Origin of the sequence: Comamonas sp. MYb396 (assembly GCF_037479555.1) — a bacterium.
GTDB lineage: Bacteria > Pseudomonadota > Gammaproteobacteria > Burkholderiales > Burkholderiaceae_C > Comamonas.
The window spans coordinates 446,260-468,525 of record NZ_JBBGYU010000004.1; the positions used below are offsets into that span (position 1 = coordinate 446,260).

At 63.4% G+C, this 22,266-nt stretch carries 20 protein-coding genes; 13 read left to right on the top strand and 7 right to left on the bottom strand.

Annotated features, from left to right (window positions below; all coding sequences use genetic code 11):
- The first annotated feature begins 207 nt into the window (after window positions 1-207).
- The 6 genes from rsfS to WH265_RS12395 all read left to right on the top strand — a co-directional run bounded on the left by rsfS (window position 208) and on the right by WH265_RS12395 (window position 5,691).
- Window positions 208-924, top strand: coding sequence for a ribosome silencing factor (gene rsfS / locus WH265_RS12370; protein ID WP_021028426.1), 717 nt, complete (start codon window positions 208-210; stop codon window positions 922-924).
- A gap of 74 nt (window positions 925-998) precedes the next feature.
- Window positions 999-1,466 (top strand): 23S rRNA (pseudouridine(1915)-N(3))-methyltransferase RlmH, encoded by a 468-nt coding sequence (gene rlmH, locus WH265_RS12375; protein WP_116925617.1) that lies wholly within the window; start codon window positions 999-1,001, stop codon window positions 1,464-1,466.
- Window positions 1,467-1,619: 153 nt separating this feature from the next.
- Entirely contained in the window at window positions 1,620-2,234 is a 615-nt protein-coding gene (locus WH265_RS12380; protein ID WP_339535215.1) for a Maf family protein, read from the top strand.
- Window positions 2,235-2,255: 21 nt separating this feature from the next.
- Window positions 2,256-3,743, top strand: coding sequence for a ribonuclease G (rng, locus tag WH265_RS12385; protein WP_021028423.1), 1,488 nt, complete (start codon window positions 2,256-2,258; stop codon window positions 3,741-3,743).
- A 191-nt stretch (window positions 3,744-3,934) separates the two neighbouring features.
- Complete coding sequence (locus tag WH265_RS12390) at window positions 3,935-4,420, top strand: helix-turn-helix domain-containing protein (protein WP_339535217.1); 486 nt, start codon at window positions 3,935-3,937, stop codon at window positions 4,418-4,420.
- Complete coding sequence (locus WH265_RS12395; RefSeq protein WP_339535218.1) at window positions 4,417-5,691, top strand: type II toxin-antitoxin system HipA family toxin; 1,275 nt, start codon at window positions 4,417-4,419, stop codon at window positions 5,689-5,691. The genes WH265_RS12390 and WH265_RS12395 overlap by 4 nt, the downstream gene beginning before the upstream one ends.
- A 157-nt stretch (window positions 5,692-5,848) precedes the next feature.
- On the opposite strand, the gene WH265_RS12400 is transcribed toward WH265_RS12395, so the two are convergent.
- From WH265_RS12400 to WH265_RS12410, 3 genes are all read right to left on the bottom strand, one after another.
- Entirely contained in the window at window positions 5,849-7,012 is a 1,164-nt protein-coding gene (locus tag WH265_RS12400; RefSeq protein WP_339558476.1) for a pyridoxal phosphate-dependent aminotransferase, read from the bottom strand.
- 93 nt (window positions 7,013-7,105) lie between these two features.
- A complete protein-coding gene (locus tag WH265_RS12405) occupies window positions 7,106-8,047 on the bottom strand; it encodes a CysB family HTH-type transcriptional regulator (protein ID WP_021028419.1) in 942 nt (313 codons plus the stop codon).
- Window positions 8,048-8,486: 439 nt separating this feature from the next.
- Window positions 8,487-8,891: a sirohydrochlorin chelatase gene (locus WH265_RS12410; RefSeq protein WP_339535222.1), complete on the bottom strand. Its 405-nt coding sequence runs from the start codon at window positions 8,889-8,891 to the stop codon at window positions 8,487-8,489.
- A gap of 293 nt (window positions 8,892-9,184) precedes the next feature.
- Between WH265_RS12410 and WH265_RS12415 the strand changes: the two genes are divergently transcribed.
- From WH265_RS12415 to WH265_RS12440, 6 genes are all read left to right on the top strand, one after another.
- Entirely contained in the window at window positions 9,185-10,426 is a 1,242-nt protein-coding gene (locus WH265_RS12415; RefSeq protein ID WP_339535224.1) for an efflux RND transporter periplasmic adaptor subunit, read from the top strand.
- Between the two features lie 26 nt (window positions 10,427-10,452).
- Window positions 10,453-13,623 carry an efflux RND transporter permease subunit gene (locus WH265_RS12420; RefSeq protein WP_339558477.1) on the top strand — a complete coding sequence of 1,057 codons (3,171 nt, stop codon included), beginning with the start codon at window positions 10,453-10,455 and terminating at the stop codon, window positions 13,621-13,623.
- A gap of 20 nt (window positions 13,624-13,643) precedes the next feature.
- On the top strand, window positions 13,644-15,161 hold the full coding sequence (locus WH265_RS12425; protein ID WP_339558500.1) for an efflux transporter outer membrane subunit: 1,518 nt from the start codon (window positions 13,644-13,646) through the stop codon (window positions 15,159-15,161).
- A gap of 87 nt (window positions 15,162-15,248) precedes the next feature.
- Window positions 15,249-16,385 carry an NAD(P)/FAD-dependent oxidoreductase gene (locus tag WH265_RS12430; protein WP_339558478.1) on the top strand — a complete coding sequence of 379 codons (1,137 nt, stop codon included), beginning with the start codon at window positions 15,249-15,251 and terminating at the stop codon, window positions 16,383-16,385.
- A gap of 30 nt (window positions 16,386-16,415) precedes the next feature.
- Window positions 16,416-16,886: a GNAT family N-acetyltransferase gene (locus tag WH265_RS12435; protein ID WP_339535229.1), complete on the top strand. Its 471-nt coding sequence runs from the start codon at window positions 16,416-16,418 to the stop codon at window positions 16,884-16,886.
- 140 nt (window positions 16,887-17,026) lie between these two features.
- Window positions 17,027-17,986: an AEC family transporter gene (locus WH265_RS12440; RefSeq protein WP_445228521.1), complete on the top strand. Its 960-nt coding sequence runs from the start codon at window positions 17,027-17,029 to the stop codon at window positions 17,984-17,986.
- Here the strand turns inward: WH265_RS12440 and WH265_RS12445 are convergent.
- The 4 genes from WH265_RS12445 to WH265_RS12460 form a co-directional block, all read right to left on the bottom strand.
- Window positions 17,983-18,492: a GNAT family N-acetyltransferase gene (locus tag WH265_RS12445; protein WP_339535233.1), complete on the bottom strand. Its 510-nt coding sequence runs from the start codon at window positions 18,490-18,492 to the stop codon at window positions 17,983-17,985. The two genes, WH265_RS12440 and WH265_RS12445, sit on opposite strands and share 4 nt — an antisense overlap.
- A gap of 35 nt (window positions 18,493-18,527) precedes the next feature.
- The gene (gene pdxH / locus WH265_RS12450) at window positions 18,528-19,199 is read right to left on the bottom strand and encodes a pyridoxamine 5'-phosphate oxidase (protein WP_192817000.1); all 672 of its coding nucleotides are present in this window, start codon (window positions 19,197-19,199) and stop codon (window positions 18,528-18,530) included.
- Between the two features lie 75 nt (window positions 19,200-19,274).
- Entirely contained in the window at window positions 19,275-19,811 is a 537-nt protein-coding gene (locus tag WH265_RS12455) for a superoxide dismutase family protein (protein WP_021028409.1), read from the bottom strand.
- Between the two features lie 408 nt (window positions 19,812-20,219).
- The gene (locus WH265_RS12460) at window positions 20,220-21,140 is read right to left on the bottom strand and encodes a LysR family transcriptional regulator (protein WP_021028408.1); all 921 of its coding nucleotides are present in this window, start codon (window positions 21,138-21,140) and stop codon (window positions 20,220-20,222) included.
- 88 nt (window positions 21,141-21,228) lie between these two features.
- Between WH265_RS12460 and WH265_RS12465 the strand changes: the two genes are divergently transcribed.
- The gene (locus tag WH265_RS12465; protein ID WP_339558480.1) at window positions 21,229-22,239 is read left to right on the top strand and encodes a bile acid:sodium symporter family protein; all 1,011 of its coding nucleotides are present in this window, start codon (window positions 21,229-21,231) and stop codon (window positions 22,237-22,239) included.
- The last annotated feature ends 27 nt before the right edge of the window (window positions 22,240-22,266 follow it).

Genomic DNA, 22,266 nt, shown 5'->3' on the forward strand with positions numbered 1-22,266 from the left:
CCTCCGTCTGCGCTGCAAGGCCCTACCGGGGCGCCATTTGGCGCAGCTTGCGTATAATTGACTTTCCGCTGACCGTATTCATGCCCCATCGCAGGCTGTGCGGCAGTATCTCTTGAAGGCCTTGCCCTTTTGCCACGGCGTGTTGACGCGATCAACAATAACTGCAACACGCGCTATAGTACAAACACTTTCATCCATCACCGACTGATGACCACCGCCAAAAAATCCGAATCCACTGCCAAGAAATCTGTGCAATTGCTGCAGCGTGCCATCGTTGATGGGCTGGAAGATGTGAAAGCACAAGATATCCAGGTTTTCAATACCGAGCACCTCTCGCCGCTGTTTGAGCGCGTGATCGTGGCCGCAGGTACCTCGAACCGCCAGACCAAGGCCTTGGCTGCCAGCGTCAAGGACGCCGTCAAGGAAGCGGGCTTTCCCAAGCCACGCACCGAAGGCGAAGACAACGGCGAATGGATCATTGTCGACTGCGGCCCGGTTGTGGCCCACATCATGCAGCCGATGATCCGCCAGTACTACCGCCTCGAAGAGATGTGGGGCGATACGCCCGTGCGCGTCAAGCTGGGCGCTGCCAAGCCCAAGGCCGCCAAGCCGGCCAAGGCCAAACCAGAAGCCGCTGCCGACACCGCTGCTGACAGCAAGAAGAAGCCCGCTGCACGCAAGCCTGCTGCTGCCAGCGCTGCCGATGCACCGGTGAAGAAGACCGCTGCGAAGAAGCCAGCGGTCAAGAAGATCTCGGGCACCGTGGCCAAAAAGCCTGCGGCCAAGAAGACCAGCGCTGCTGCCACCGTCAAGACCGTCGTGGTCAACAAGCCCAAGGCCAGCAAGCCCGCAGCCAAGTCGGCCGTCGCCAAGCCTGCAGCCAAGAAGCCAGCGGCTAAGCGCGCGACCAGCAAGGCCAAGTAACACCCCCCTCAACCTGCGGGTTGCAAAGAGCTGTACTGCCAGGCAGGACAGCTCTTTTTCATTGGAGATTTCAGATGAAGATTTTCATTGTTGCGGTGGGCCAGCATGTACCCGATTGGGCGCAGACCGCCTATGACGACTATGCCAAGCGCTTCCCGCCCGAGCTGAAGGTGGAGCTCAAGGCGGTCAAGACCGAGCCGCGCGGCTCCAAGACGGTGGAGACCCTGTACGCCGCCGAGCGCAAGCGCATCGAGGCGGCCATCCCGCGCGGCACACGCATTGTGGTGCTCGATGAGCGCGGCACCAACCTGACCACCAAGGCACTGGCCCAGCGGGTCAAGGGCTGGCAGCTCGAAGGTGACGATGTGGCGCTGATCATCGGTGGCCCCGACGGGCTGGACCCCGAGTTCAAGGCTGCTGCGCACGAGCGCATCCGCCTCTCGGACATGACCTTGCCCCATGCGATGGTGCGGGTGCTGCTGATCGAGCAGCTCTACCGCGCCTGGTCGGTCAATGCCGGCCACCCTTACCACCGCGAATAGGCCCAGAGCGCCTGCGCTCGGGTGGGCGAGAGCAGGGCAATATCCCCGCTTGCCAGCGGGCTGCCGGATGCGTTATGCTGCAAAAATAATAGCTGCTTGTGCTGGATTGATGGGCGCAGGCGCTTTTTTCAAATCTTGGCCTCGCTTCCCACCATGCATCCCTTCGTCTACCTGGCGTCACAGTCCCCGCGTCGCAGTCAACTGCTCGAGCAGATCGGTATCGCCCACCGCTTGCTGGTGGCCCAGGACGGCGATCCCGAGCCCCAGGACCCCGAAGCGCTGGAGCAGGTGCTGCCGCGTGAATCGGCTACCGACTATGTGCAGCGCGTGACCGGGCTGAAGCTCGATGCCGCACTGGCCCGCCTGCAGCGGCGCGGCTTGGACCCAGCACCGATTCTGTGCTCTGACACCACGGTGTCGCTGGGCCGGCATATTCTGGGCAAACCCGAGACGCCGCAGCAAGCGAGCGAGATGCTGCAGGCACTCAGCGGCAAGACGCACCGGGTATTGACCGCTGTGGCCCTGCAAAGCGGGCGCAAGCGTTTGACGGCCTTGTCCGTCTCTAGCGTGCAGTTTGCGCCTATCGATGCCGCGCAGATCGAAGCCTATGTTGCCAGTGGTGAGCCCATGGGCAAGGCGGGCGCCTATGGCGTGCAGGGGCGGGCGGCCGCATATATTGCCAAGATCAGCGGCAGTTATTCCGGCATCATGGGGCTGCCCGTGTTCGAGACAGCGAATGTGCTGCGGGCTGCAGGGTTTGCCATCTAAGGCCCTTTAAGAATGACTTCTATGCAAAATGATATTTTGATCAATTGGGCGCCGCAGGAGACGCGGGTGGCCATCATCGAGGGTGGCGCCGTGCAGGAGCTGCACCACGAGCGCACCCTGGAGCGAGGTCTCGTCGGCAATGTCTACCTGGGCAAGATATCGCGCGTGCTGCCCGGTATGCAGTCGGCCTTTATCGATATTGGTCTGGAGCGCGCCGCATTCCTGCATGTGGCCGATGTCTGGCAACGCCAGGAAGGTGGCCTGGCGCCGATGTTTGCGCGCAAGGGTGAGCCCCAGGTACCGATTGAAAAGCAGATCTTTGAAGGCCAGTCGATCATGGTGCAGGTCATCAAGGACCCGATCGGCACCAAGGGCGCGCGGCTGTCCACCCAGATCAGCGTGGCCGGGCGCTTGCTGGTGTTCCTGCCCCAGGACGACCATATCGGCGTCTCGCAAAAGATTCCCCAGAACGAACGTGATGCGCTGCGTGCGCGCCTGCAGGCATTGGTGGGCACGGCGCAAACGGGCGGTGGCGGCGGTTTTATCCTGCGCACCAATGGCGAGGACTCCAGCGATGAGGAACTGGCCGAGGACATCAGCTACCTGCGCAAGGTCTGGAAGCGCATCAAGGACAGCGCTGCCAAACAGGCCGCCAAGAGCTTGCTGCACCAGGACCTGAGCCTGATGCAGCGCGTGCTGCGCGACATGGTCACGGAAAACACCCAGTCGATCCGCATCGATTCGCGCGAGCAGTTTGTGCTGCTGCAGCAGTTTGGCCAGGAGTTCATGCCGGCAGCGCTCCCCAAGCTGCAGCTCTACAAGGGCGAACGCCCGATCTTCGACCTGTACTCGGTCGACGAGGAGATCGCCCGCGCGCTGGGCCGGCGTGTGGACCTCAAGTCGGGCGGCTACCTGATCGTGGACCAGACCGAGGCCCTGACCACCGTCGATGTGAACACCGGCGGCTATGTGGGTGCGCGCAATTTTGACGACACCATCTTTAAGACCAACCTGGAAGCGGCCCATGCCATTGCCCGCCAGCTGCGGCTGCGCAACCTGGGCGGCATCATCATCGTGGACTTCATCGACATGGTGCACGAGGACCACCAGGCGCAGGTGCTGCACGAGCTGCGCAAGCAGCTGCAGCGCGATCGCGTCAAAACCATGTGCGGCGAATTCTCCCAGCTGGGCCTGGTGGAGATGACACGCAAGCGCACGCGCGAATCGCTCGCGCACATGCTATGCACCTCGTGCCCGGTCTGCAATGGGGTTGGTGAGGTCAAGACCGTGCGCACCGTCTGCTACGACATCCTGCGCGAGATTCTGCGCGAGGCACGCCAGTTCAACCCCAAGGAGTTCCGCGTGCTCGCCGCCCCTCCGGTGATCGAGATGCTGCTGGACGAAGAGAGCCAGCACCTGGCCGGCCTGTCCGATTTCATCGGCAAACCGATCTCGCTGCAGGCCGAAGGGCGGGATGGTTCGGACCAGTACGACATCGTGCTGCTTTGATCTACCGCGTCTCTCGGACACTGTTTGATAAAAAAATGAAGTTATTTTTCACTTTTTTATCTATAAATATAAAAATATTGTCTCTTTTCCTAGGTGAAGCGGCATTGCTCCAGCGTTCGGGCTGGTAGATGTCCTTGAATAGTGCTAATATTATTTCATCGGTGATTGAAAAATGATGAAATATTAGCGCTATGGCGAAGAAGACTGCTCCCCTTTTGCCCGCTACCACCAAGCTCCTTGTCGAGTTTGGAGAGCGGCTCAAGCTTGCGCGCCTGCGCAGGAAGCTGACAGCCAAGCAGGTGGCTGAGCGTGCCGGCATGACCCCCATGACCTTGCGCTCCTTGGAAGCCGGTGGATCAGGCGTGACGATGGGGGCCTATTTGTCGGTAATGCAGGTCCTTGGACTTGCCAATGATTTGGCCATGCTTGCCACGGAGGACCAGCTGGGCCGCCAACTCCAGGATGCACGCTTGGTCAAAAGCGAGACTGCGCAGCACGTCGTTAGCGAGCCGGTGAAACGTCGGTCATCACGCAAATCACAGACGGCACCGGCCAGGAAAGACATGCCGACCACCGTTTTACCCTTGCCCCTCAGTGGCTCTGCAGCGGATGCTTTGGGGGAGGCCAAAAGCACAGCAGCGCTGAGCGCCCTGCTTAAAAAGAGCACAGAACCATGAGCAAGATAGCGGTCTATGCGGACTGGGAGGGGTTGCCGGGGCCTTGGCGCTTGGGTTTTCTGCACAGTCGCCGAACGCGCGCGACGGAGTTGTTTGAATTCGAATACGACACCAGGGCGCTGGCAGAGCCGCTTCTTGCCGGTGTGCACCTGGATCCGAACCTTCAGGCGTTCAGCGGGCCGCTGTATCCCCCTGCGCCCAGAGACAAGTTTGGCATCTTTGATGATTCAAGCCCGGATCGTTGGGGACGCAAGCTGATGGATCGGCGGTTCGAGCGTGAGAAGCGGGCAGGGCTGTGGCCGGCCGAGGCCCGCCTCTACGACTCCGATTACCTGTTGGGTGTGCATGACCAGTACCGCGTGGGGGCCTTGCGCTACCGGCTGGAGGACGAGGGCAGCTTCCTTGACGACCGTATCGACATGGCAGCGCCGCCTTTCACGGAAATTCGCGCGCTGGAGCAGGCCAGCCGTGGCTTGGAGCAAGACCCAGACAATATGGCGGCGCAGGGGCAGGACTGGCTGCGGATGTTGATCGCACCGGGTGGCTCGCTAGGCGGTGCCCGGCCAAAGACCAGCGTTGTGGACGATGCGGGGCGCCTGTACATCGCCAAGTTCCCCAGTATCAGAGACAGCTATGACGTTGGTGGCTGGGAAATGGTGGTGAATGCGCTCGCGCATGGCTGCGGCCTTCAGGTTGCTACGGCGCAGGCGCGTAAATTTGCCAGCGATTACCACTGCTTCATGGTGAGCCGCTTTGACCGGACGGACGGCGGGAGGCGGCTGCATTTTGCGTCGGCAATGACGATGACCGGCCGCAACGACGGCGATGATGCGTCCACGGGTGTGAGCTATCTGGAGCTCGCGGAAGTCATTATGCGCCAGGGCGCGCAGCCTAATCAGGATCTGAAAGAGCTCTGGTCGCGGATCGTCTTCAACCTGCTGGTCTCCAACACGGACGACCATCTCCGCAACCACGGCTTTATCCTCGTGCCTGGCAGGGGCTGGAAACTGTCACAGGCTTACGACATGAACCCGGTCGCCTATGCCGATGGCCTGAAGCTCAACATCACCGATGCAGACAATGCGCTGGATCTTGAACTGGCGCGGGAAGTTGCAGCTTATTTCCGTGTGAGCCTGAAAGACGCAGACAAGACCATTGACGCATTTCGAGGCATCGTCAGTCAGTGGCGGGTGGTCGCCACGCATGTCGGTCTGTCAGCCAGTGAACAGGGCCGAATGGCGGGCGCCTTTGCGCTTGCCGAGGAAGACTGAGGCCGACATGGCCATCTGTCAGCGCGCTCCGCGTCTGCAGACCGAGTCCAGCCAATATGCGGCTCAACATTGCTCGCGCTGATCGTCTGGAATGGCTGGGGTGCTGCAACTCCAGCTGCCCCAATCCAAACCAGATCAACCCTGCATTAGAGGGCGGTTAAAGCTTGCGCAGACGCTCCAGCGCCGCCAGCAAGGTCTCGTCCTTTTTGGCATAGCAAAAGCGCACCACCTGCTGGTCAAAGCCGTTGCCATAAAAGGCAGACAGCGGAATGGCTGCAACGCCCAGGTCCTTGACCAGTTGCTGGCAGAACTCGGCCTCGCTGGCATCGGTCACGGCCGAGATATCCACGCACTGGAAATAGGTGCCGGAGCTGGGCAGCAGCTTGAGGCGCGAGCCTTCGAGGCCGGCGCGGAACAGGTCGCGCTTCTTTTGGTAGAAGGCCGGCAGGTTCAGGTAGGGCGCGGGGTCCTTCAAATACTCGGCCAAACCCACCTGCATGGGGGTGTTGACCGTGAAGACATTGAACTGGTGCACCTTGCGGAATTCAGCAGTCAAGGGCGCCGGTGCGGCCACGGTGGCCACCTTCCAGCCAGTGACGTGGAAGGTCTTGCCAAAGCTGCTGACCACATAGGCGCGCGCGGCCAGGCCCGGGTAGCGTGATGCGCTTTCATGGCGCTCGCCGTCGAACACCATGTGTTCGTAAACCTCATCGGCCAGCAGCAGGATGTTGGTCGGGGCCAGCAGGTCTTGCAGCTGCTGCATCTCCTGCGCCGTCCAGGTGGTGCCGCTGGGGTTGTGCGGGGTGTTGATCAGCAGCAGGCGCGTCTTGGGCGTGATGGCTGCTGCGATCTTGCCAAAATCAGGGCGGAAGGTCTTGGGGGTCAGCGGCACGCGCACCGGCACGCCGCCGGCCAGCTCGATATTGGGCACATAGCTGTCGTAGCAGGGGTCCAGCACGATGACCTCGTCACCCGGGCTCACGCAGCTGAGGATGACGGTCAGGATCGCTTGGGTGGCACCGGCGGTGACGGTGATTTCGCTGTTGGCGTCATAGCGCTTGCCATAGAGCGCTTCGATTTTCTGGGCCACCACCTCGCGCAAGGCTGGCACACCGGTCATTGGCGGGTACTGGTTGTGGCCGGCCTGCATGGCGCGGCTGACGCTCTCGATCAAGGCCGGATCACAGCCAAAGTCCGGGAAGCCCTGGCCCAGATTGACGGCCTTGTGCTCGGTGGCGAGCGCCGACATGACGGTGAAAATGGTGGTGCCCACGTTGGGCAGGCGGCTGGGGAACGATGGGGTCAGGGCAGAAGCGGACATGGTGGACAGGGCGGGACACAAGACCCCTGCCGGCAAGCGGGGCGGTGGTCTATGCATCCGTCGATCAATAAGCGGTGTGGAAAGGGTTGCGGATCAGAGTTCGTAGTCAGCCACGTGGCCAACCATCGCTCGGCCGATCAGATCACGGTTCAAACGGTCGCTGATCAGCTCGGCAAATTTGTAGACAAAATTGCGCATATAAGCGCCGCGCTTGAAGGCCACGCGCGCCACGCTCTCGCCAAACAGATGGCCCATGGGCCGCACGGCCAGGTCCTTGATCGGGTCGTCGCGCATGGCCATCTCGGCCACAATGCCAATGCCCAGACCCAGGCGCACATAGGTCTTGATGACGTCGGAGTCAATGGCTTCGAGCACGATCTTGGGCGTGAGCTGGCGGGCTGCCATCGCCGAATCGATCTTGCCCCGGCCGGTGAAGGACGGGTGGTAGGTGATCAAGGGCTCGCCGGCGATGTCCTCCAGATTGATGCGTTCTTTTTGCGCCAGCGGGTGCTGGTGCGGCATGACCAGCACATGCTGCCATTCGTAGCAGGGCAGGGTCACCAGCTCGGGGTAGTCGGCCAGCGATTCGGTGGCCATGCCCAGGTCGGCCTGTTCATCGATCACCATGCGGGCCACTTCGGCGGGCGTGGCCTGGTGCAGGCTGACCGTCACCTTGGGGTAGTGCTCGCGCAGGCGTGCCACCGGGGTGGGCAGCACATAGCGCGCCTGGGTGTGGGTGGTGGCGATGGAGAGCGTGCCGCTGTCCTGCGCGCTGTACTGGTCGCCAATGCGCTTGAGGTTGCCGACCTCGCGCATGATGATCTCGATGCTGCGCAGCACCTGCTGGCCGGGCTCGGTGATGCGTTTGAGGCGCTTGCCGTGGCGCGCAAAGATGTCGATGCCCAGCTCCTCTTCCAGCTCGATGATGGCCTTGGAGACGCCGGGTTGCGAGGTGTGCAATGCCTTGGCCGCCTCGGTCAGGTTGAGGTTGCGGCGCGCGGCCTCTTGCACAAAGCGGAACTGATGCAGGTTCATACAATGATGCGGAATATGAATTTACATCATTATGCTTGATTGGAATATAAAAAGCAGCCCTTAGACAGAAACCCAAGTGGCGGGGCGGCATTTTGCGAAACAGCATTTGCCGAGCGCGGCCATAGGGTGGCGCCTGGGCTATAAGAACCTGTTCAAAGTCTCCTCGCGCCGCGACAGTGTCTTTGCGGGATGGGATGCTAGGCGCAGTGCGCAGCCAATAGCCAGCTATAGGCAAGCGCTGCAACGACGCAGACGGCCCGCAAAGCCACTGTCCCGAAGGGTTGGAGTGAAATCGGGCGATTTCTGCGCGCTGGCCCTTGCTTGCACCCCGGTGCAAGCCGCGTTCCACCCCTTCGAACTCATCCCGATTGCACTCCAACGCGGCTGCGTAGAGACTTTGAACAGGTTCTAAGAGATTCCGGCTATGCCATTTGCGCAGTCAGCCCTGCAGCTTGCCTTGCAGATAGCCGCCAGCCATGTCTGCCAAGAGCTGGATCACCCTTGCATCCTCGCCCATTGCCGGGGCGATGCGCAGCTGCACCTGGGGATAGCGCGGGGCGAGTTCCTCGACCAGCGCAGGAATGTCTTCGCTGGCATGCTTGCCCACGCCAAAGAGCAGGGGCCAGATGGTGATATGGGTCAGCTGCGGGTGCGACTGCAGCAGTTGGGCCACGGCCGGGCCCAGCGGCGGCTCGCACCAGTCCAGGTAGGCGCAAGCGACGGCAGCGTCAGGCCGTGCATGCTGTACCTGGGCGAGCAAATGCTCGGCATTGCGGCGCCAGACGGGGTCTTTGGAGCCGTGAGACAGCAGAATGAGACCAGTGGCAGAGGAGGGCGATGGCATGGGGCGATGGTGGTGGTCGAAGGTGGAGAGGTGTTTGCGGCTGTAAAGCTTGGAACCTTTGAACATTATCGCTTTCCCATAGATGGGCGCGATTCGGCGCCCGCGCTGATACCGCGTGTAGCAAAATGTACAGCTTGCGCGCCTAGGTGCGAAAAAGCAGCCCATCCTGTGCAACGCTTTACACTGCCTACATATTTAGCTGTAAAAATAGTAGTTTGCTCTACCTGAAGCCAAAACCGATGATGCCGGATGTTTCCAATTTTTCGCGCCAGTCTCTGGCAACGTTTCAATCTTTGGCAACTGTCGGAAAGCTTTCCCCTCCCTGTACGTTCAGCCAGCTCGCCCGGGTTGGAGCGGTGGTCGCGGCGCTGGGGCTGCTCGCCGCCTGCTCGGACAAACCCGCGCCCACGGCTGCTGCGCCACAGGCCCCGGAGGTGGGCATCATCACCGTGCAATCCGCATCGCAGCAGCTGACTGCCGAGCTGCCGGGCCGCACCAACGCCTTCATGATTGCCGAGATTCGCCCCCAGGCCAATGGCATTGTCGAAAAGCGCCTGTTTACCGAAGGCGCCTCGGTCAAGGCCGGCCAGGCGCTCTACCAGCTGGACGACCGGCCCGCGCGGGCGGCCGTCAACAGTGCCGAGGCTGCTTTGGCCAAGGCCAAGGCCACGGCGCAGACCGCCCGCAGCAATGCCGCGCGCAACAGCGAGCTGGTCAAGATCGATGCCATCAGCCGCCAGGTGTTTGATGACAGCCAGGCGCTGGTCGCACAGACCGCCTCCGATGTGGCCGTCGCGCAGGCTGCGCTGGACAATGCGCGCATCAATCTGCAGTACACCCGCATCAGCTCACCCATCAGTGGCAAGGTCAGCACCTCGGCGGTCACGCCCGGTGCGCTGGTCACCGCCAACCAGGCGACGGCGCTCACCACCGTGGTGCAGCTCGATCCGATGTATGTGGACTTCACCCAATCGAGCACCGAGATGCTGCAGCTGCAGCGCGACCTGAAGGCGGGGCGCTTTCAGCGCCTCGAAGGTGACCAGATTCCGGTGCGCATCCGCCTCGACGACGGCACTGAATACAGCCATGAGGCCAAGCTCAAGTTCTCTGGCGTGATTGTCAGCGCCACCACGGGCACCGTCACCTTGCGCGCCCAGGTGCCCAACCCCGATGGCGTGCTGATGCCCAATATGTATGTGCAGGCCTTGCTGCCCACGGCCGTCGCACCCGATGCGTTGCTGGTGCCACAGCAATCGGTGGTGCGCGATTTGACCGGTAAACCGACCATCTTGGTGGTTACCGCCGAGGACAAGGTGCAAAAGCGCACCTTGCAGCTCGACCGTGCGGTGGGCAGCCAGTGGCTGGTGGGCAGTGGGCTCAAGTCCGGTGAGCGCGTGGTGGTCGATGGCTTTCAGCGTGTGAAGGACGGTGACAAGGTGCGGGTGGCCGAGGTGGACCTGAAGGCGCAGGCCGAGCGTGTGCGCAGCCCGGGACGCGTGCCCGGCCAGGCCGCAGCGCCGGCAGCAGCCCAGTAAGTCACCCAGAACCCGAGGCTGCATCCATGGCACAGTTTTTTATCCAGCGCCCCATTTTTGCGTGGGTGATCGCCATCATCATCATGCTGGGCGGGGCCCTGTCCATCTCCAAGCTGCCGTTGGAGCAATACCCCGAGATTGCGCCACCGCGCGTCACCATCGGCACCCAGTACACCGGCGCATCGGCCGAGACGGTGGAGAACTCCGTCACCCAGATCATTGAGCAGCAGCTCAAGGGCATTGACAACATGCTCTACATGAGCGCGACCAGCAATGCCTCTGGCCAGGCCCGCATCACCTTGACCTTTGCGCCCGGCACCAATGTGGACGTGGCCCAGGTGCAGGTGCAAAACAAGATCCAGGGGGCGCTCAACCGCCTGCCCGAATCGGTCAAGAGCCGGGGCGTGTTCATCAACAAGGGCGGCCAGGATTTTCTGGTCACCTACAGCTTCTACTCGCAAGACCCGACGATGACCGAGGTCGACATTGGTGACTACATCAATGCCAGCCTGGTTGATGTGATCGGGCGCCTCGAGGGCGTGGGCGACATCAATGTGTTTGGTACGTCCTACGCCATGCGCATTTGGATGGACCCGGCCAAGATGGAGAAATTCGGCCTGATGCCGTCGGACCTGGCCAATGCGCTCAATGCGCAAAACGCCCAGGTCTCGGCCGGCCAACTGGGCGCGCTGCCAGCGGTGAACAACCAGCAGCTCAATGCCACGATCACCGCGCGCACCAAGCTCAAGACCGTCGACCAGTTCGAGGACATCGTGCTCAAGGCCGCGACCGATGGCTCGGTGGTCACCATCAAGGATGTCGCCCGGGTAGAGCTGGGCGCGGAAAACCTGAACGTGCAGGCCAAGCTCAATGGCATGCGCGGCGCGGGCATGGGCATCATCTTGGCCGATGGCGCCAATGCGATGGCGGTGTCCGATGCCGTTGCGGCCAAGCTGGCCGAGATGAAGCCCTATTTCCCCAACCAGATCGACTACTTCGTCAGCTCGGACTCCACCCCCTTTGTGCGCGCCTCCATCCATGAGGTGGTTGCCGCGCTGGGCGAGGCCATGGTGCTGGTGGTGATCGTGATGTTCGTGTTTTTGCAGAACCTGCGCGCGACCTTGATTCCGGCCATTGCCGTGCCGGTGGTGCTGCTGGGCACCTTTGGTGTGCTGTCGATTGCCGGTTACTCCATCAATACCTTGACGATGTTTGCGATGGTGCTGGCCATCGGCTTGTTGGTGGACGATGCCATTGTGGTGGTGGAAAACGTCGAGCGGGTGATGCACGAGACGGGCATGTCCGCCAAGGAAGCGACCAAGGTCTCGATGCGCGAGATCACGCCGGCGCTGGTCGGCATTGGCGTGACCTTGTCGGCGGTGTTTGTGCCCATGGCCTTTTTTGGCGGCTCCACCGGCGTCATCTACCGCCAGTTCTCGATCACCATCGTCGCGGCCATGGCGCTGTCGGTGTTTGTCGCGCTGACCTTGACCCCCGCGCTGTGCGCCACCATCCTGAAGGCGCCCGAGCATGCCGGCGGCCATGAGCGGGCCATTCGCAAGGGCCTGTTTGGCATCAGCGACCGCTTCTTCCGCTGGTTCAACCGCAATTTTGACCGCACTGCCAGCCGCTACCAGGGCATCGTCGCCCGCAGCCTGCGCCGCGCCAAGCGCATGATGCTGATCTTTATCGCGGTGCTGCTGGGCGTGTGGCTGCTGATGCACAAACTGCCGACCTCCTTCCTGCCGGACGAGGACCAGGGTTTTCTGTATGTGAACGTCAACCTGCCATCGGGCGCGTCGGACGCGCGCCTGCAGGATGTGCTCGACGAGGTGCGCGAATACCTGCTCCAGCAGCCCGACATCATCAGCTTCAACCAGGTCTCGGGCCTCAACGGCGACCAGAGCTCGGCGCGCGGCTTTATCCGCCTCAAGCCCTGGGATGAACGCAAGCTGGCGTCGCAGTCGTCGGCGGCTATTGCCAACAAGGCGACCAAGGACCTGTCGCGCATCCGCGATGCACGGGTGCTGGTGATTCTGCCGCCGGCCGTGCGCGGCCTGGGTGCCAGCTCGGGCTTCAACTTCATGGTCAAGGACATGAACAGCATCGGCCACGATGGCCTGCTGGCTGCCAGCAACCAGGTGCTCGCCGCGATGCGTGCCAACCCCAATCTGACCGCCGTGCGCACCACCAATCTGGACGATGCGGCCGAGCTGCGCGTCGATGTGGACGACCGCAAGGCCGCAGCGCTGGGCTTGTCCTATGCCGACATCAACAGCGTGCTGTCCAGCGCCATGGGCGGCACCTATGTGAACGACTTCTTGAACAACGGCCGGGTCAAGCGCGTCTACATCATGGGCGATGCGCCGCACCGCATGCTGCCGCAGGACATCGCGAAATGGACCGTTCGCAACAAGAACGGCGAGATGGTGCCCTTCGGCGCCTTCTCGGACAGCCACTGGGCCTATGGCTCGCCCCAGCTGCTGCGTTACAACGGCAGCCCGGCCTATGAGTTTGAAGGCCGCGCAGCGCCTGGCATCAGCTCGGGTGCGGCGATGCAGGAGGTCGAGGCCATCCTGGCCAAGCTGCCATCCGGCCTGGGCTATGAGTGGACCGGCGCCTCGCTGCAGGAGCGCCAGTCCGGTGCGCAAGCGCCCATGCTGTACGCCATATCGATCCTGTTTGTGTTCCTCTGCCTGGCTGCGCTGTACGAGAGCTGGACTGTGCCGCTGTCGGTGATGCTGGCCGTGCCGCTGGGTGTGATTGGCGCGCTGGCTGCCACCTATACCCGGGGCCTCACGAACGACGTCTACTTCCAGGTGGGCCTGCTCACCACGGTGGGCCTGGCGGCCAAGAATGCCATCTTGATTGTGGAGTTTGCCGTGCAATTGCAGGAGCAGGGCAAGAAGCTGTTCGATGCGACGGTCGAAGCCGTGCGCCTGCGCCTGCGCCCCATCCTGATGACCTCGCTGGCCTTTGGTTTTGGTGTGATTCCGCTGGCCATTGGCACCGGCGCAGGAGCGGGCGGGCGCAATGCCATCGGCACGGCGGTGCTGGGCGGTATGGTGGCCTCGACCGTGCTCGGCATTTTCATGGTGCCGGTCTTCTTTCTGCTGATCCGCAGCTGGTTCCGCTCCCACAGCCGCCATGACGAGGCGCCTGCGCAGCCTAGCCCCGCGCAGGAGACCGCGCCATGAGCCGTTTTGATACTTTCTCCATGACCCGTGCTTATCGTTTGCCGCTGTCGCTGTTGGCAGCGGGCCTGTTGTCCGCCTGCAACCTGGCGCCGCAATACCAGCGCCCTCCAGCCGCAGTGCCCGCCACGCTCGACGGCGTGGCGCAGACCTTGCCTGCCGACTTTGTCGTTGAACCCGTTGCCGCCGACAGTCTGCAGCTGCTGCCCTGGCAGCAGTGGGTGGAGAGCGCGGGCCTGCGCCAGTTGATCGAGCAGGGTCTGCAGAACAACCGCGACCTGCGCGTGGCCATCGCCAATATCGAAAAGGCGCGTGCGCAATACGGCGTGCAGCGCGCCGACCAACTACCCAGCCTGAACGCCAATGCCCAGGGCAGCCGCACCCGCACGGCAGATGATCTGCGCTCGTCGACGGCGCCATCCTCCGTCGCCAACCAGGTCAGCGTGCAGCTGGGCCTGGCCAGCTATGAGCTCGATTTTTGGGGCCGGGTGCGCAACCTGAGCGAGGCGGCCTTGCAGCAGTACCTGCTGGTCGAAGAAAACCGCCGCAGCGTGCAGCTGGGCCTGATCACCGATATCGCCAATGCCTGGGTGGCCCTGGCCAGCGACCAGCAGCGCCTGCAACTGGCACGCGATACGCTGGCCACGCGCGAGCAGGGCTTTGGCCTGGTGCAGCGCATGCACCAGCTGGGCGCCACCAATGGCCTGGTGCTGGCCCAGAACGAGACGGCGGTCGAGACCGCCCGCAACGATGTCGCTGCCTACGAGTCGCAGGTGGCGCGCGATCGCAATGCGCTGCAGCTGCTGGTGGGCGGACCGGTGTCGGGAGATATGCTGCCGCCGGCGCCCAGCGCATCGCTCAGCAGCAATGAGGTCAAGAGCGCGGGCTCGGGCCAGTTGCTCGACGGCGCAACGCCGCAGGTCAAGGCGCCTGGCGTCGCCACCGCGATGACCGTGGTTCCAACCGGCCTGTCGTCGCAGGTGCTGCTGGCCCGGCCCGATGTGGCCGCTGCCGAGCACAGCCTGCAGGCCCAGTACGCCAGCATTGGCGCGGCGCGTGCGGCCTTCTTCCCTACCATCAGCCTGACGGCCAATGCCGGCACTGCCAGTGATGCGCTCTCGGGTCTGTTCGATGGCGGCAACCGCGCCTGGAGCTTTGTGCCGCAGATCCGCTTGCCGATTTTTGACGGCGGCCGCAACCAGGCCAACCTTGATATCGCACAAGCCAACCGCGACGCGGCACTGGCCCAGTACGACAAGGCCATCCAGGTCGCATTCCGCGAGGTGAGCGATGCGCTGGCCGACCGCGCCACGATGCAGCGGCGCCTGAACTCGCAAGTGGCCTTGGTGCAGGCGGCCAGCCGCGTGCTGCAGCTGTCGCAGGCCCGCTTCAAGGCCGGGGCCGACGATTTTCTGACCGTGCTCGATGCGCAGCGCAGCCTCTACGCGGCCCAGCAAACCCAGATCACCTTGATGCAGGCCGAGCAGGTCAACCGCATCAGCCTGTACAAGGCGCTGGGCGGGGGTATCGACCGGGTCTAGTGAGATCACAGGCGCTAGCTTGAACGCCAACGCCAATGCAAACGCGCAATGCTGCGAGGGCAATGCGCGCTGCACTACCATGGCGGCATGACTGATACCTTGCCCACGCCTGCTGACAGCACTGCCTTTTCCGAGTTTGACGAATCCCAGGCGCAGGCGGTGGATGCGCTGATTGTGGGTGCAGGGCCCGTGGGCATGTTTGCCGCATTCCAGCTGGGTTTGCAGGGTGTGCAAGCCCAGTTGTGCGACAGCCTGCCGCAGATGGGCGGCCAGTGCATTGCGCTCTATGCCGACAAACCCATCTACGACATCCCCGGCATTGCTCTGTGCACCGGCCGCGAGCTGGCTGCGCAGCTGCAGCAACAGATCCAGCCCTTCCATCCCGTATTCCATGGCCAGACCCAGGTCGCGCAACTGCTGCCCCATGGCGATGGCCGTTGGCGTGTGCAGCTGCAGGCCATCGATGGGCTGCAGACCCGCTGGCTGCTGGCCCGTACCGTGGTGGTGACCGCCGGTGTCGGGGCCTTTGTGCCCAAGCAGCTGCGCCTGCCCGGGCTGGAGGCCTGGTTGGGCAGCCAGCTCTTCTACCATCCCGCTTTCGATGATGCCTGGCTGGAGCCGGTACTGGCGCGCCACCCCGCGCCGCGCATTGTGATCCATGGTGGCGATGAGCCGGCTGTCGAGGCCGTGCTGGCCGCCGCAGACCATGCCGGGCTGCAAGCCGCGCAGCTGGTGCTGATGCACCGGCGCGACCAGTTCAACGCCCCTGATGCGCTGCTGCAGCGCCTGGCGCAGCTGCGGGCCAGCGGCAGGGTCGAGGTGGTCATTGGCATGCCGCAGGCCATCGAGGCCGCCGAGCGCCTGCAGGGCATTGGCTACGTTGATGCTGACGGTGCTGACCAGCGCCTGGCCTGTGACCAGCTCTGGGTGTTCCAGGGCCTGTCGCCCAAGCTCGGGCCCTTGCTGGACTGGAACCTGGCACTGGAGAAAAAGCAGCTGCAAGTGGCTACCGATACCTTCCAGACCAGCGCCGTCGGTATCTATGCCGCAGGGGATATCGTCAGCTACCCAGGCAAGCGCAAGCTGATTCTGAGCGGCTTTTACGAAGCGACGATGGCCGCGATGGCCGCCATAGAGTACCTGCGCGGTGAAAAACTGCTGCTGGAGTACACGACCACCAGCAAACGCCTGCATGAACGCCTGGGTGTGTCGCACCCGGACTGAGACCTGACTTGTTGATACCAATCCCGACCGATGCCTGATCTAGCCATTCGCCACGCCCGTTTTCCTGAAGATCTGCAGGCGGTGCTGGCCATCTTTCGCGAGTACATTGCCAGCCCCCAGGCCGACCTGGGTTTCCAGAACTATGAGCCCGAGCTGGCGGCACTGCCCGGCAAATATGCAGCGCCTCAGGGGCGCTTGCTGCTGGCCTGGCAAGGCGATGCGGTGGTGGGCTGCGCGGCGTTGCGCGATGTCGATGGCCAATGCTGTGAGCTCAAACGCGTCTATGTGCGGCCAGCGGCGCGCGGCCTCAAGCTGGGCCGGCGTCTGGTCGAGCAGATGCTGCAGGAGGCCCGCGCCGCCGGTTACCAGCGCATGGCGCTCGATGTGCTGCCGGAATTTGTCGCGGCCCAAGCGCTGTACCGGGATCTGGGCTTTGTCGATGCGCCGCCGGTGAGCATCAACCCGGTGCCGGGCACAGCTTTTCTAGCGCGTGTGCTGTAGCGCGGCATTGAGCGGCCCGCACCCTGCATGCGTCCTCTGGATTCCCGGCGGTTTGGGCAAGGCGCCCCTGGGCGACGATGCCGGCGCGGTGCAGCGGCGATAATCGCCGCCGGGTGTGATCAACAAAGGGCGATGCAGCAATGGCGGTGATGGTGTCTTTGATTCCCGTGGTGCTGTTCATTGCACTGGGGTATGGCGCAGGGCGCATGGGCTGGGTCAAGGCGGCATCGGTGCGCGATCTGTCCAATATCGTTTTTCTGATTCTCACGCCGGCCTTGCTGTTTCGCACGATGAGCACGGTGCGTGTGCAAGAGCTCAACCTGCAGACCATTGCGGTCTATTTCAGCGCCGCGGGCCTGCTGTTTGTCAGCACCTTGCTGCTGCAGGGCTTCACCACCTTGGGCGCGGCGCGGGCGCTGGCCCACTGTTTCAGCAACAACATCATGATCGGCGTGCCGCTGGTGGGCATGGTGTTTGGGCAAGAAGGCCTGGTGACCTTGTTCACCATCGTCTCGGTCCATGCGCTGATCCTGATGACCTCGGCCACCATCGTGTTCGAGCTGGCCGTCATGCACCAGCAGCAGGCGGCGCAAGGCGGCGCGCGCAGCTACCGCGCAATGGCGATTACCGTGGGCCGGGCGCTGAAAAACGGCATCATCCACCCGATTCCCTTGCCCATCCTCTGCGGTCTGCTGTTTGCGCAGACGGGGCTGGAGATGCCCGAGGTGATCGATACCTCGCTGCAGATGCTGGCCCAGGCGCTGGGCCCGATCGCGCTGATGCTCGTGGGCATCACCTTGTTCTACAGCGCAGTGGGCCGCTACTGGCTGCCTGCCAGCCGCATCGCAGCCGTCAAACTGCTGCTGCACCCGGTGCTGCTGCTGGCCATTGGCTGGCTGTGGGGGCTGCGCGGCCTGCCGCTGGTGGTGCTGGCCACGGCCGCATCGCTGCCGGTGGGGGCCAATGTGTTTTTGTTCACGCAGCGCTATGAAGTGGGGCGCGAGGAGGTCACGGCCAGCATCGCGGTATCGACCAGCCTGGCCCTGGTGACGATACCGCTGATCTTGCTGGGCCTGGCCCAGCTGCTGCATACGGCTTAGGCCACAGGCCATGCGGCAGGATGCAAGCGGTGCTGCATCAGCAGCTCATCGTGCAGCGCGCCATCGACCAGCAAGGCCGCTGGCTCGGTGCCATAGGCTTGGAAGCCCGCCTGTTCGTAAAGGCGAATCGCGCTGGCATTGGCGGCGTTGACGCTCAGGTGGATCTGCACCGCACCGGGCACCTGGCGGGCAAAGGCAACGGCTTGCGCCAACAAGGCCTGCGCAATGCCCTGGCCGCGAAAGGCCGGCTCTACATACACGCCCCACAGGGCCATGCGGTGCCGGGTCTTGAGGCCATCTTGGCGGCGAATGCCCAGCATGCCCACCAGATGGGCGCCGGCAAAGGCCCCCAGCACGCCCTGGTCAGCACTGGGCGCCAGGCGCGCCTCAATCAGCGCCAAAGCTCGGTGCTTTTCTTCTTCGTAGCTGGAGCCAAAGGCGCTGGGCGATGCGCGCAGGCCCGCCAGGCGCAGGGTCTGGAATGCACTGGCATCGGACGGGTTCATCCAACGGATCTCATAGGCAGCAGCAGCCATCAGTATCAGGGCGCCAGGCGTTCGCGGATCCAGTCGGCGCTGTTGGGCGCTGCCTGGCGGTAGCGCAGGCGGTCATGCAGCCGGCTCTTGCGGCCCTGCCAGAACTCCCAGGTGTCGGGCACCAGGCGAAAGCCACCCCAGTGCGGCGGGCGGGGGGGCTTGAGCAGGAACTGCGCGCCATACTTGGCGGCATTGGTCACCAGCACGGTGCGGCTGTCGATCACCTGGCTTTGCGGGCTGGCCCAGGCACCAATGCGCGAGTCGAGCGGGCGGCTGTTGAAGTAGGCATCGCTCTCCTCGTCCGAGACCTTCTCCACGCGCCCCTCGATGCGCACCACGCGCTCGAGCTCCACCCAGTGGAACATCAACGCGGCAAACGGGTTGCCGGCAATCTCGCGGCCCTTGCGGCTGTCGTAATTGGTGTACCAGACGATGCCGCGCGCGTCATAGCCCTTGATCAGCACGATGCGGGTGCTGGGCCGGGCATCGGCCCCCACGGTGGCCACCGTCATCGCATTGGGCTCGGGCAGCTGCGCGGCAACGGCCTCGTTCATCCAGCGGTCGAACTGGTCGATGGGTGCGGCGCAGGAGGCTGCATCGTTCAGCTCGGCGCGTTCATAGCTTTTGCGCAAATCGGCAATGGAGTGGGAGAGTTCGCTCATGGCCCGATTGTGCATCGCTTTGGCGCGCTGCAGCGACAAAAAAGCCTGTGGGCCGCTGGGCGCCACAGGCTGGGGGGGAGCGCAGGGGGCTTACTGGATCACGCCGCAGCCCAGACGCGCGCCGGAGTTGCCGGTGGGTTGGGTGGTGTAGTCGTCCTTGTCCTTGTGCACCACCACGGCGCGGCCCTTGATGTCGCTGGGCTTGCCTGTGCCAATCGACAGGTCCTTGGTCTCCCAGACCAGGAAGGCGGTGCCCGCGGCATCGGCCATCAGGCTGGGCAGATCGCCGACATGCGCTTGTGGGCCGGCCTTGCCATGCTGGTGGCCGTTCGGGTTGTAGTGGCCGCCAGCGCTCATCGCATCGGGCGAGGAGCAGTTGCCGTTCTCATGCACATGGAAGCCATGCTCGCTGCCCGGTGCCAGGCCCTTGACCTGGGCCATCACGCGCACGGTGTCGCGGTTGACCTCGTAGACGCGGAAATAGCCGCTGATGTTGTTGCCTTCGGTCGGGTTGATCGTCGCCTCGGCAATCGGGGTGGCGCGGTCGGTGGTGGCGCAGGCGCTCAAAACGGCGGCCACGGCAGCAGCGGCCGCGAGTTTGGCGATAGATGGGATGCGTTGAATCATGCAAACTCTCCTGGTGCCTTGGAATAAGGGGTTGTTGTCACAAGCCACCGTTTTTAGCATGCATGCGGGGCCTGTTTTGTAGTCTGATTGCCAGCAATCGAGGCGGCATGCTTAGAACCTGTTCAAAGTCTCCTCGCGCCGCGACAGTGTCTTTGCGAGATGGGATGCGAGGGGGGCGCCCAGCCGCGCAATACCGCAGCAATAGCCCAGCTATTGCGAGGATTTGCAACGACGCAGACCGCTCCCTTCCCGGGCAGCGCAAAGCCACTGTCCCTGTGGGTTGGAGTGAAATCGGGCGATTTCTGCGCGCTGGCCCTTGCTTGCACCCCGGTGCAAGCTGCGGACCATCGCTTCGAACTCATCCCGATTGCACTCCAACGCGGCTGCGTAGTGACTTTGAACAGGTTCTTACTGCGGGGGCAGCGTGGTCAGACGCTTGGCGACCAAATCCCAGACCGCTTGCGCAGCAGCGGGCAGGCTGCGCTGGCGGCGCCGCACCAGCATGATGGCCCTTTGCACCTGGGGCCGCAGATCGCGCACCTGCAGGCTGCTCAAGCCATGGGCCGGAATGGCCAGGCCCGGCATGATGCTGATGCCAATGCCGGCCTCGACCATGCGAAAGGCGGTGGTCACATGGCCGACCTCTTGCACGACGGGGCTGTGCTCGGGGCCGCAACCGCTGGCCAGCAGCGCAGCGTCCATCAATCGGCGGCTGCCCGATGCGTGGTCGAGCAGCACCAGCGCTTCGCCGCGCAGCTGGTCCCAGCGCAGGCTGGTGGCGTCCTGCGCCTGCTGCACCAGCGCATGGCCTGGCGGCAGCACGGCGACAAAGGGATCCAGCTGCAGATTGATGCAGTCCAGGTCACCCAGCTCGGGCGGCTCCACGACCAGCCCAAAATGCACATCACCGCTGCGCACCTGGGCCAGCACCTCTTGCTGCAGGCGGTCGACCAGCTGCAGCTGGACCTGCGGCAGCTCGCGGTTGCAGGCGGCAATGCAGGCGGGCATCAGCGCGGCAGACAAGGTGGGGCTGCTGGCCATGCGCACCTGGCCGCGCGCCGCATGACCGACATCGGCCACTTCGGCCAAGGTATCGGCCAGCTCTTGCAGCAAGGGTGCGGCTTTTTGGGCCAGCAGCTGGCCGGCATCGGTCAGCAGCACTTCGCGCGTGGTGCGGTCCAGCAGCCGCACATGGAGCTGGCCCTCCAGCTCGACCATCGCGCGGCTCACGGCCGACTGGGTCAGGCCCAGGGTCTGGCCGGTCTGGCTGAAGCTGCGGCACTGGGCAACGCAGAGGAACACCTGGAGCTGGCGGAGGCTGACATGCATGGCTGGACGGATGATTGGGAGATATATGACTTTAAATCATTAATCAATCTTATAAATTAATTTTACTTTCGCTTGAGAACGGCGTCCAATGGCGCTCATGAAATTCCGTCCCGACAACTTCACCCTGATGCTGGTGGCCACTGTGCTGCTGGCCAGTTTTTTACCTGCCACCGGCCAGGTGGCGAGTGCCTTTGAGACCTTGACGACCGCGGCCGTGGCCTTGCTGTTCTTTCTGCATGGCGCCAAGCTCTCGCGCCAGGCGATTCTCGCGGGCATCATGCACTGGCGGCTGCACCTCTTTATCGTGGGCAGCACCTTTGTCGTGTTTCCGTTCCTGGGCTGGGCGCTCAAGCCGCTGCTCACACCCCTGGTCTCGCCCGAGCTATATGTGGGCGTGATGTTCCTGTGCGTGCTGCCGTCCACCGTGCAGTCCTCGATCGCCTTTGTGTCGATGGCGCGGGGCAATATCCCGGCGGCCATTTGCAGCGCGTCGGCCTCGACCTTGCTGGGGGTGTTCATCACGCCGCTGCTGGTGAGCGTGTTCGTCACCGCCCATGGTGCCAGCGGCTCCTTTGTCGATGCGGTGGTCAAGATCCTGCTGCAGCTGATGCTGCCCTTTGCGGTCGGCCATCTGCTGCAGCGCTGGGTGGGCCCGTTCATCAAAAAGCACGGCAAGCTCACCAAGGTGGTGGACCAGGGCTCCATCCTGCTGGTGGTCTACACCGCTTTCAGTGCCGCCGTTGTGCAGGGCATCTGGCGCCAGGTGTCGCTCAGCACCTTGGTCGGACTCTTGGTGGTCAGCGCCATCATCCTGGCACTGGCGCTGTTCCTCACCACGTTCCTGTCGCGCCGCCTGGGCTTTAGCAAGGAGGACGAAATCACCGCCGTGTTCTGCGGCAGCAAGAAGAGCCTGGTCAGTGGCGTGCCCATGGCCAAGGTGCTGTTTGCCAGCAGCACGGTGGGCATGATGGTGCTGCCGCTGATGCTGTTCCACCAGATGCAGCTGATGGTCTGCGGGGTGTTGGCCGCCAAGTACGCCAAGCGCGCGCAGCAGCTCGAGGGCGACAAGGCGCTGGGCACAGCGGCTGCGGGCAAGTAGGCCACAGCGACAGGCATCAAAAACGGG

Coding starts and splice junctions, on each gene's coding strand:
- rsfS (WP_021028426.1), top strand. CDS start 208: ATGACCACCGCCAAAAAATCCGAATCCACTGCCAAGAAATCTGTGCAA.
- rlmH (WP_116925617.1), top strand. CDS start 999: ATGAAGATTTTCATTGTTGCGGTGGGCCAGCATGTACCCGATTGGGCG.
- WH265_RS12380 (WP_339535215.1), top strand. CDS start 1,620: ATGCATCCCTTCGTCTACCTGGCGTCACAGTCCCCGCGTCGCAGTCAA.
- rng (WP_021028423.1), top strand. CDS start 2,256: ATGCAAAATGATATTTTGATCAATTGGGCGCCGCAGGAGACGCGGGTG.
- WH265_RS12390 (WP_339535217.1), top strand. CDS start 3,935: ATGGCGAAGAAGACTGCTCCCCTTTTGCCCGCTACCACCAAGCTCCTT.
- WH265_RS12395 (WP_339535218.1), top strand. CDS start 4,417: ATGAGCAAGATAGCGGTCTATGCGGACTGGGAGGGGTTGCCGGGGCCT.
- WH265_RS12400 (WP_339558476.1), bottom strand. CDS start 7,012: ATGTCCGCTTCTGCCCTGACCCCATCGTTCCCCAGCCGCCTGCCCAAC.
- WH265_RS12405 (WP_021028419.1), bottom strand. CDS start 8,047: ATGAACCTGCATCAGTTCCGCTTTGTGCAAGAGGCCGCGCGCCGCAAC.
- WH265_RS12410 (WP_339535222.1), bottom strand. CDS start 8,891: ATGCCATCGCCCTCCTCTGCCACTGGTCTCATTCTGCTGTCTCACGGC.
- WH265_RS12420 (WP_339558477.1), top strand. CDS start 10,453: ATGGCACAGTTTTTTATCCAGCGCCCCATTTTTGCGTGGGTGATCGCC.
- WH265_RS12425 (WP_339558500.1), top strand. CDS start 13,644: ATGACCCGTGCTTATCGTTTGCCGCTGTCGCTGTTGGCAGCGGGCCTG.
- WH265_RS12430 (WP_339558478.1), top strand. CDS start 15,249: ATGACTGATACCTTGCCCACGCCTGCTGACAGCACTGCCTTTTCCGAG.
- WH265_RS12435 (WP_339535229.1), top strand. CDS start 16,416: ATGCCTGATCTAGCCATTCGCCACGCCCGTTTTCCTGAAGATCTGCAG.
- WH265_RS12440 (WP_445228521.1), top strand. CDS start 17,027: ATGGCGGTGATGGTGTCTTTGATTCCCGTGGTGCTGTTCATTGCACTG.
- WH265_RS12445 (WP_339535233.1), bottom strand. CDS start 18,492: ATGAACCCGTCCGATGCCAGTGCATTCCAGACCCTGCGCCTGGCGGGC.
- pdxH (WP_192817000.1), bottom strand. CDS start 19,199: ATGCACAATCGGGCCATGAGCGAACTCTCCCACTCCATTGCCGATTTG.
- WH265_RS12455 (WP_021028409.1), bottom strand. CDS start 19,811: ATGATTCAACGCATCCCATCTATCGCCAAACTCGCGGCCGCTGCTGCC.
- WH265_RS12460 (WP_021028408.1), bottom strand. CDS start 21,140: ATGCATGTCAGCCTCCGCCAGCTCCAGGTGTTCCTCTGCGTTGCCCAG.
- WH265_RS12465 (WP_339558480.1), top strand. CDS start 21,229: ATGGCGCTCATGAAATTCCGTCCCGACAACTTCACCCTGATGCTGGTG.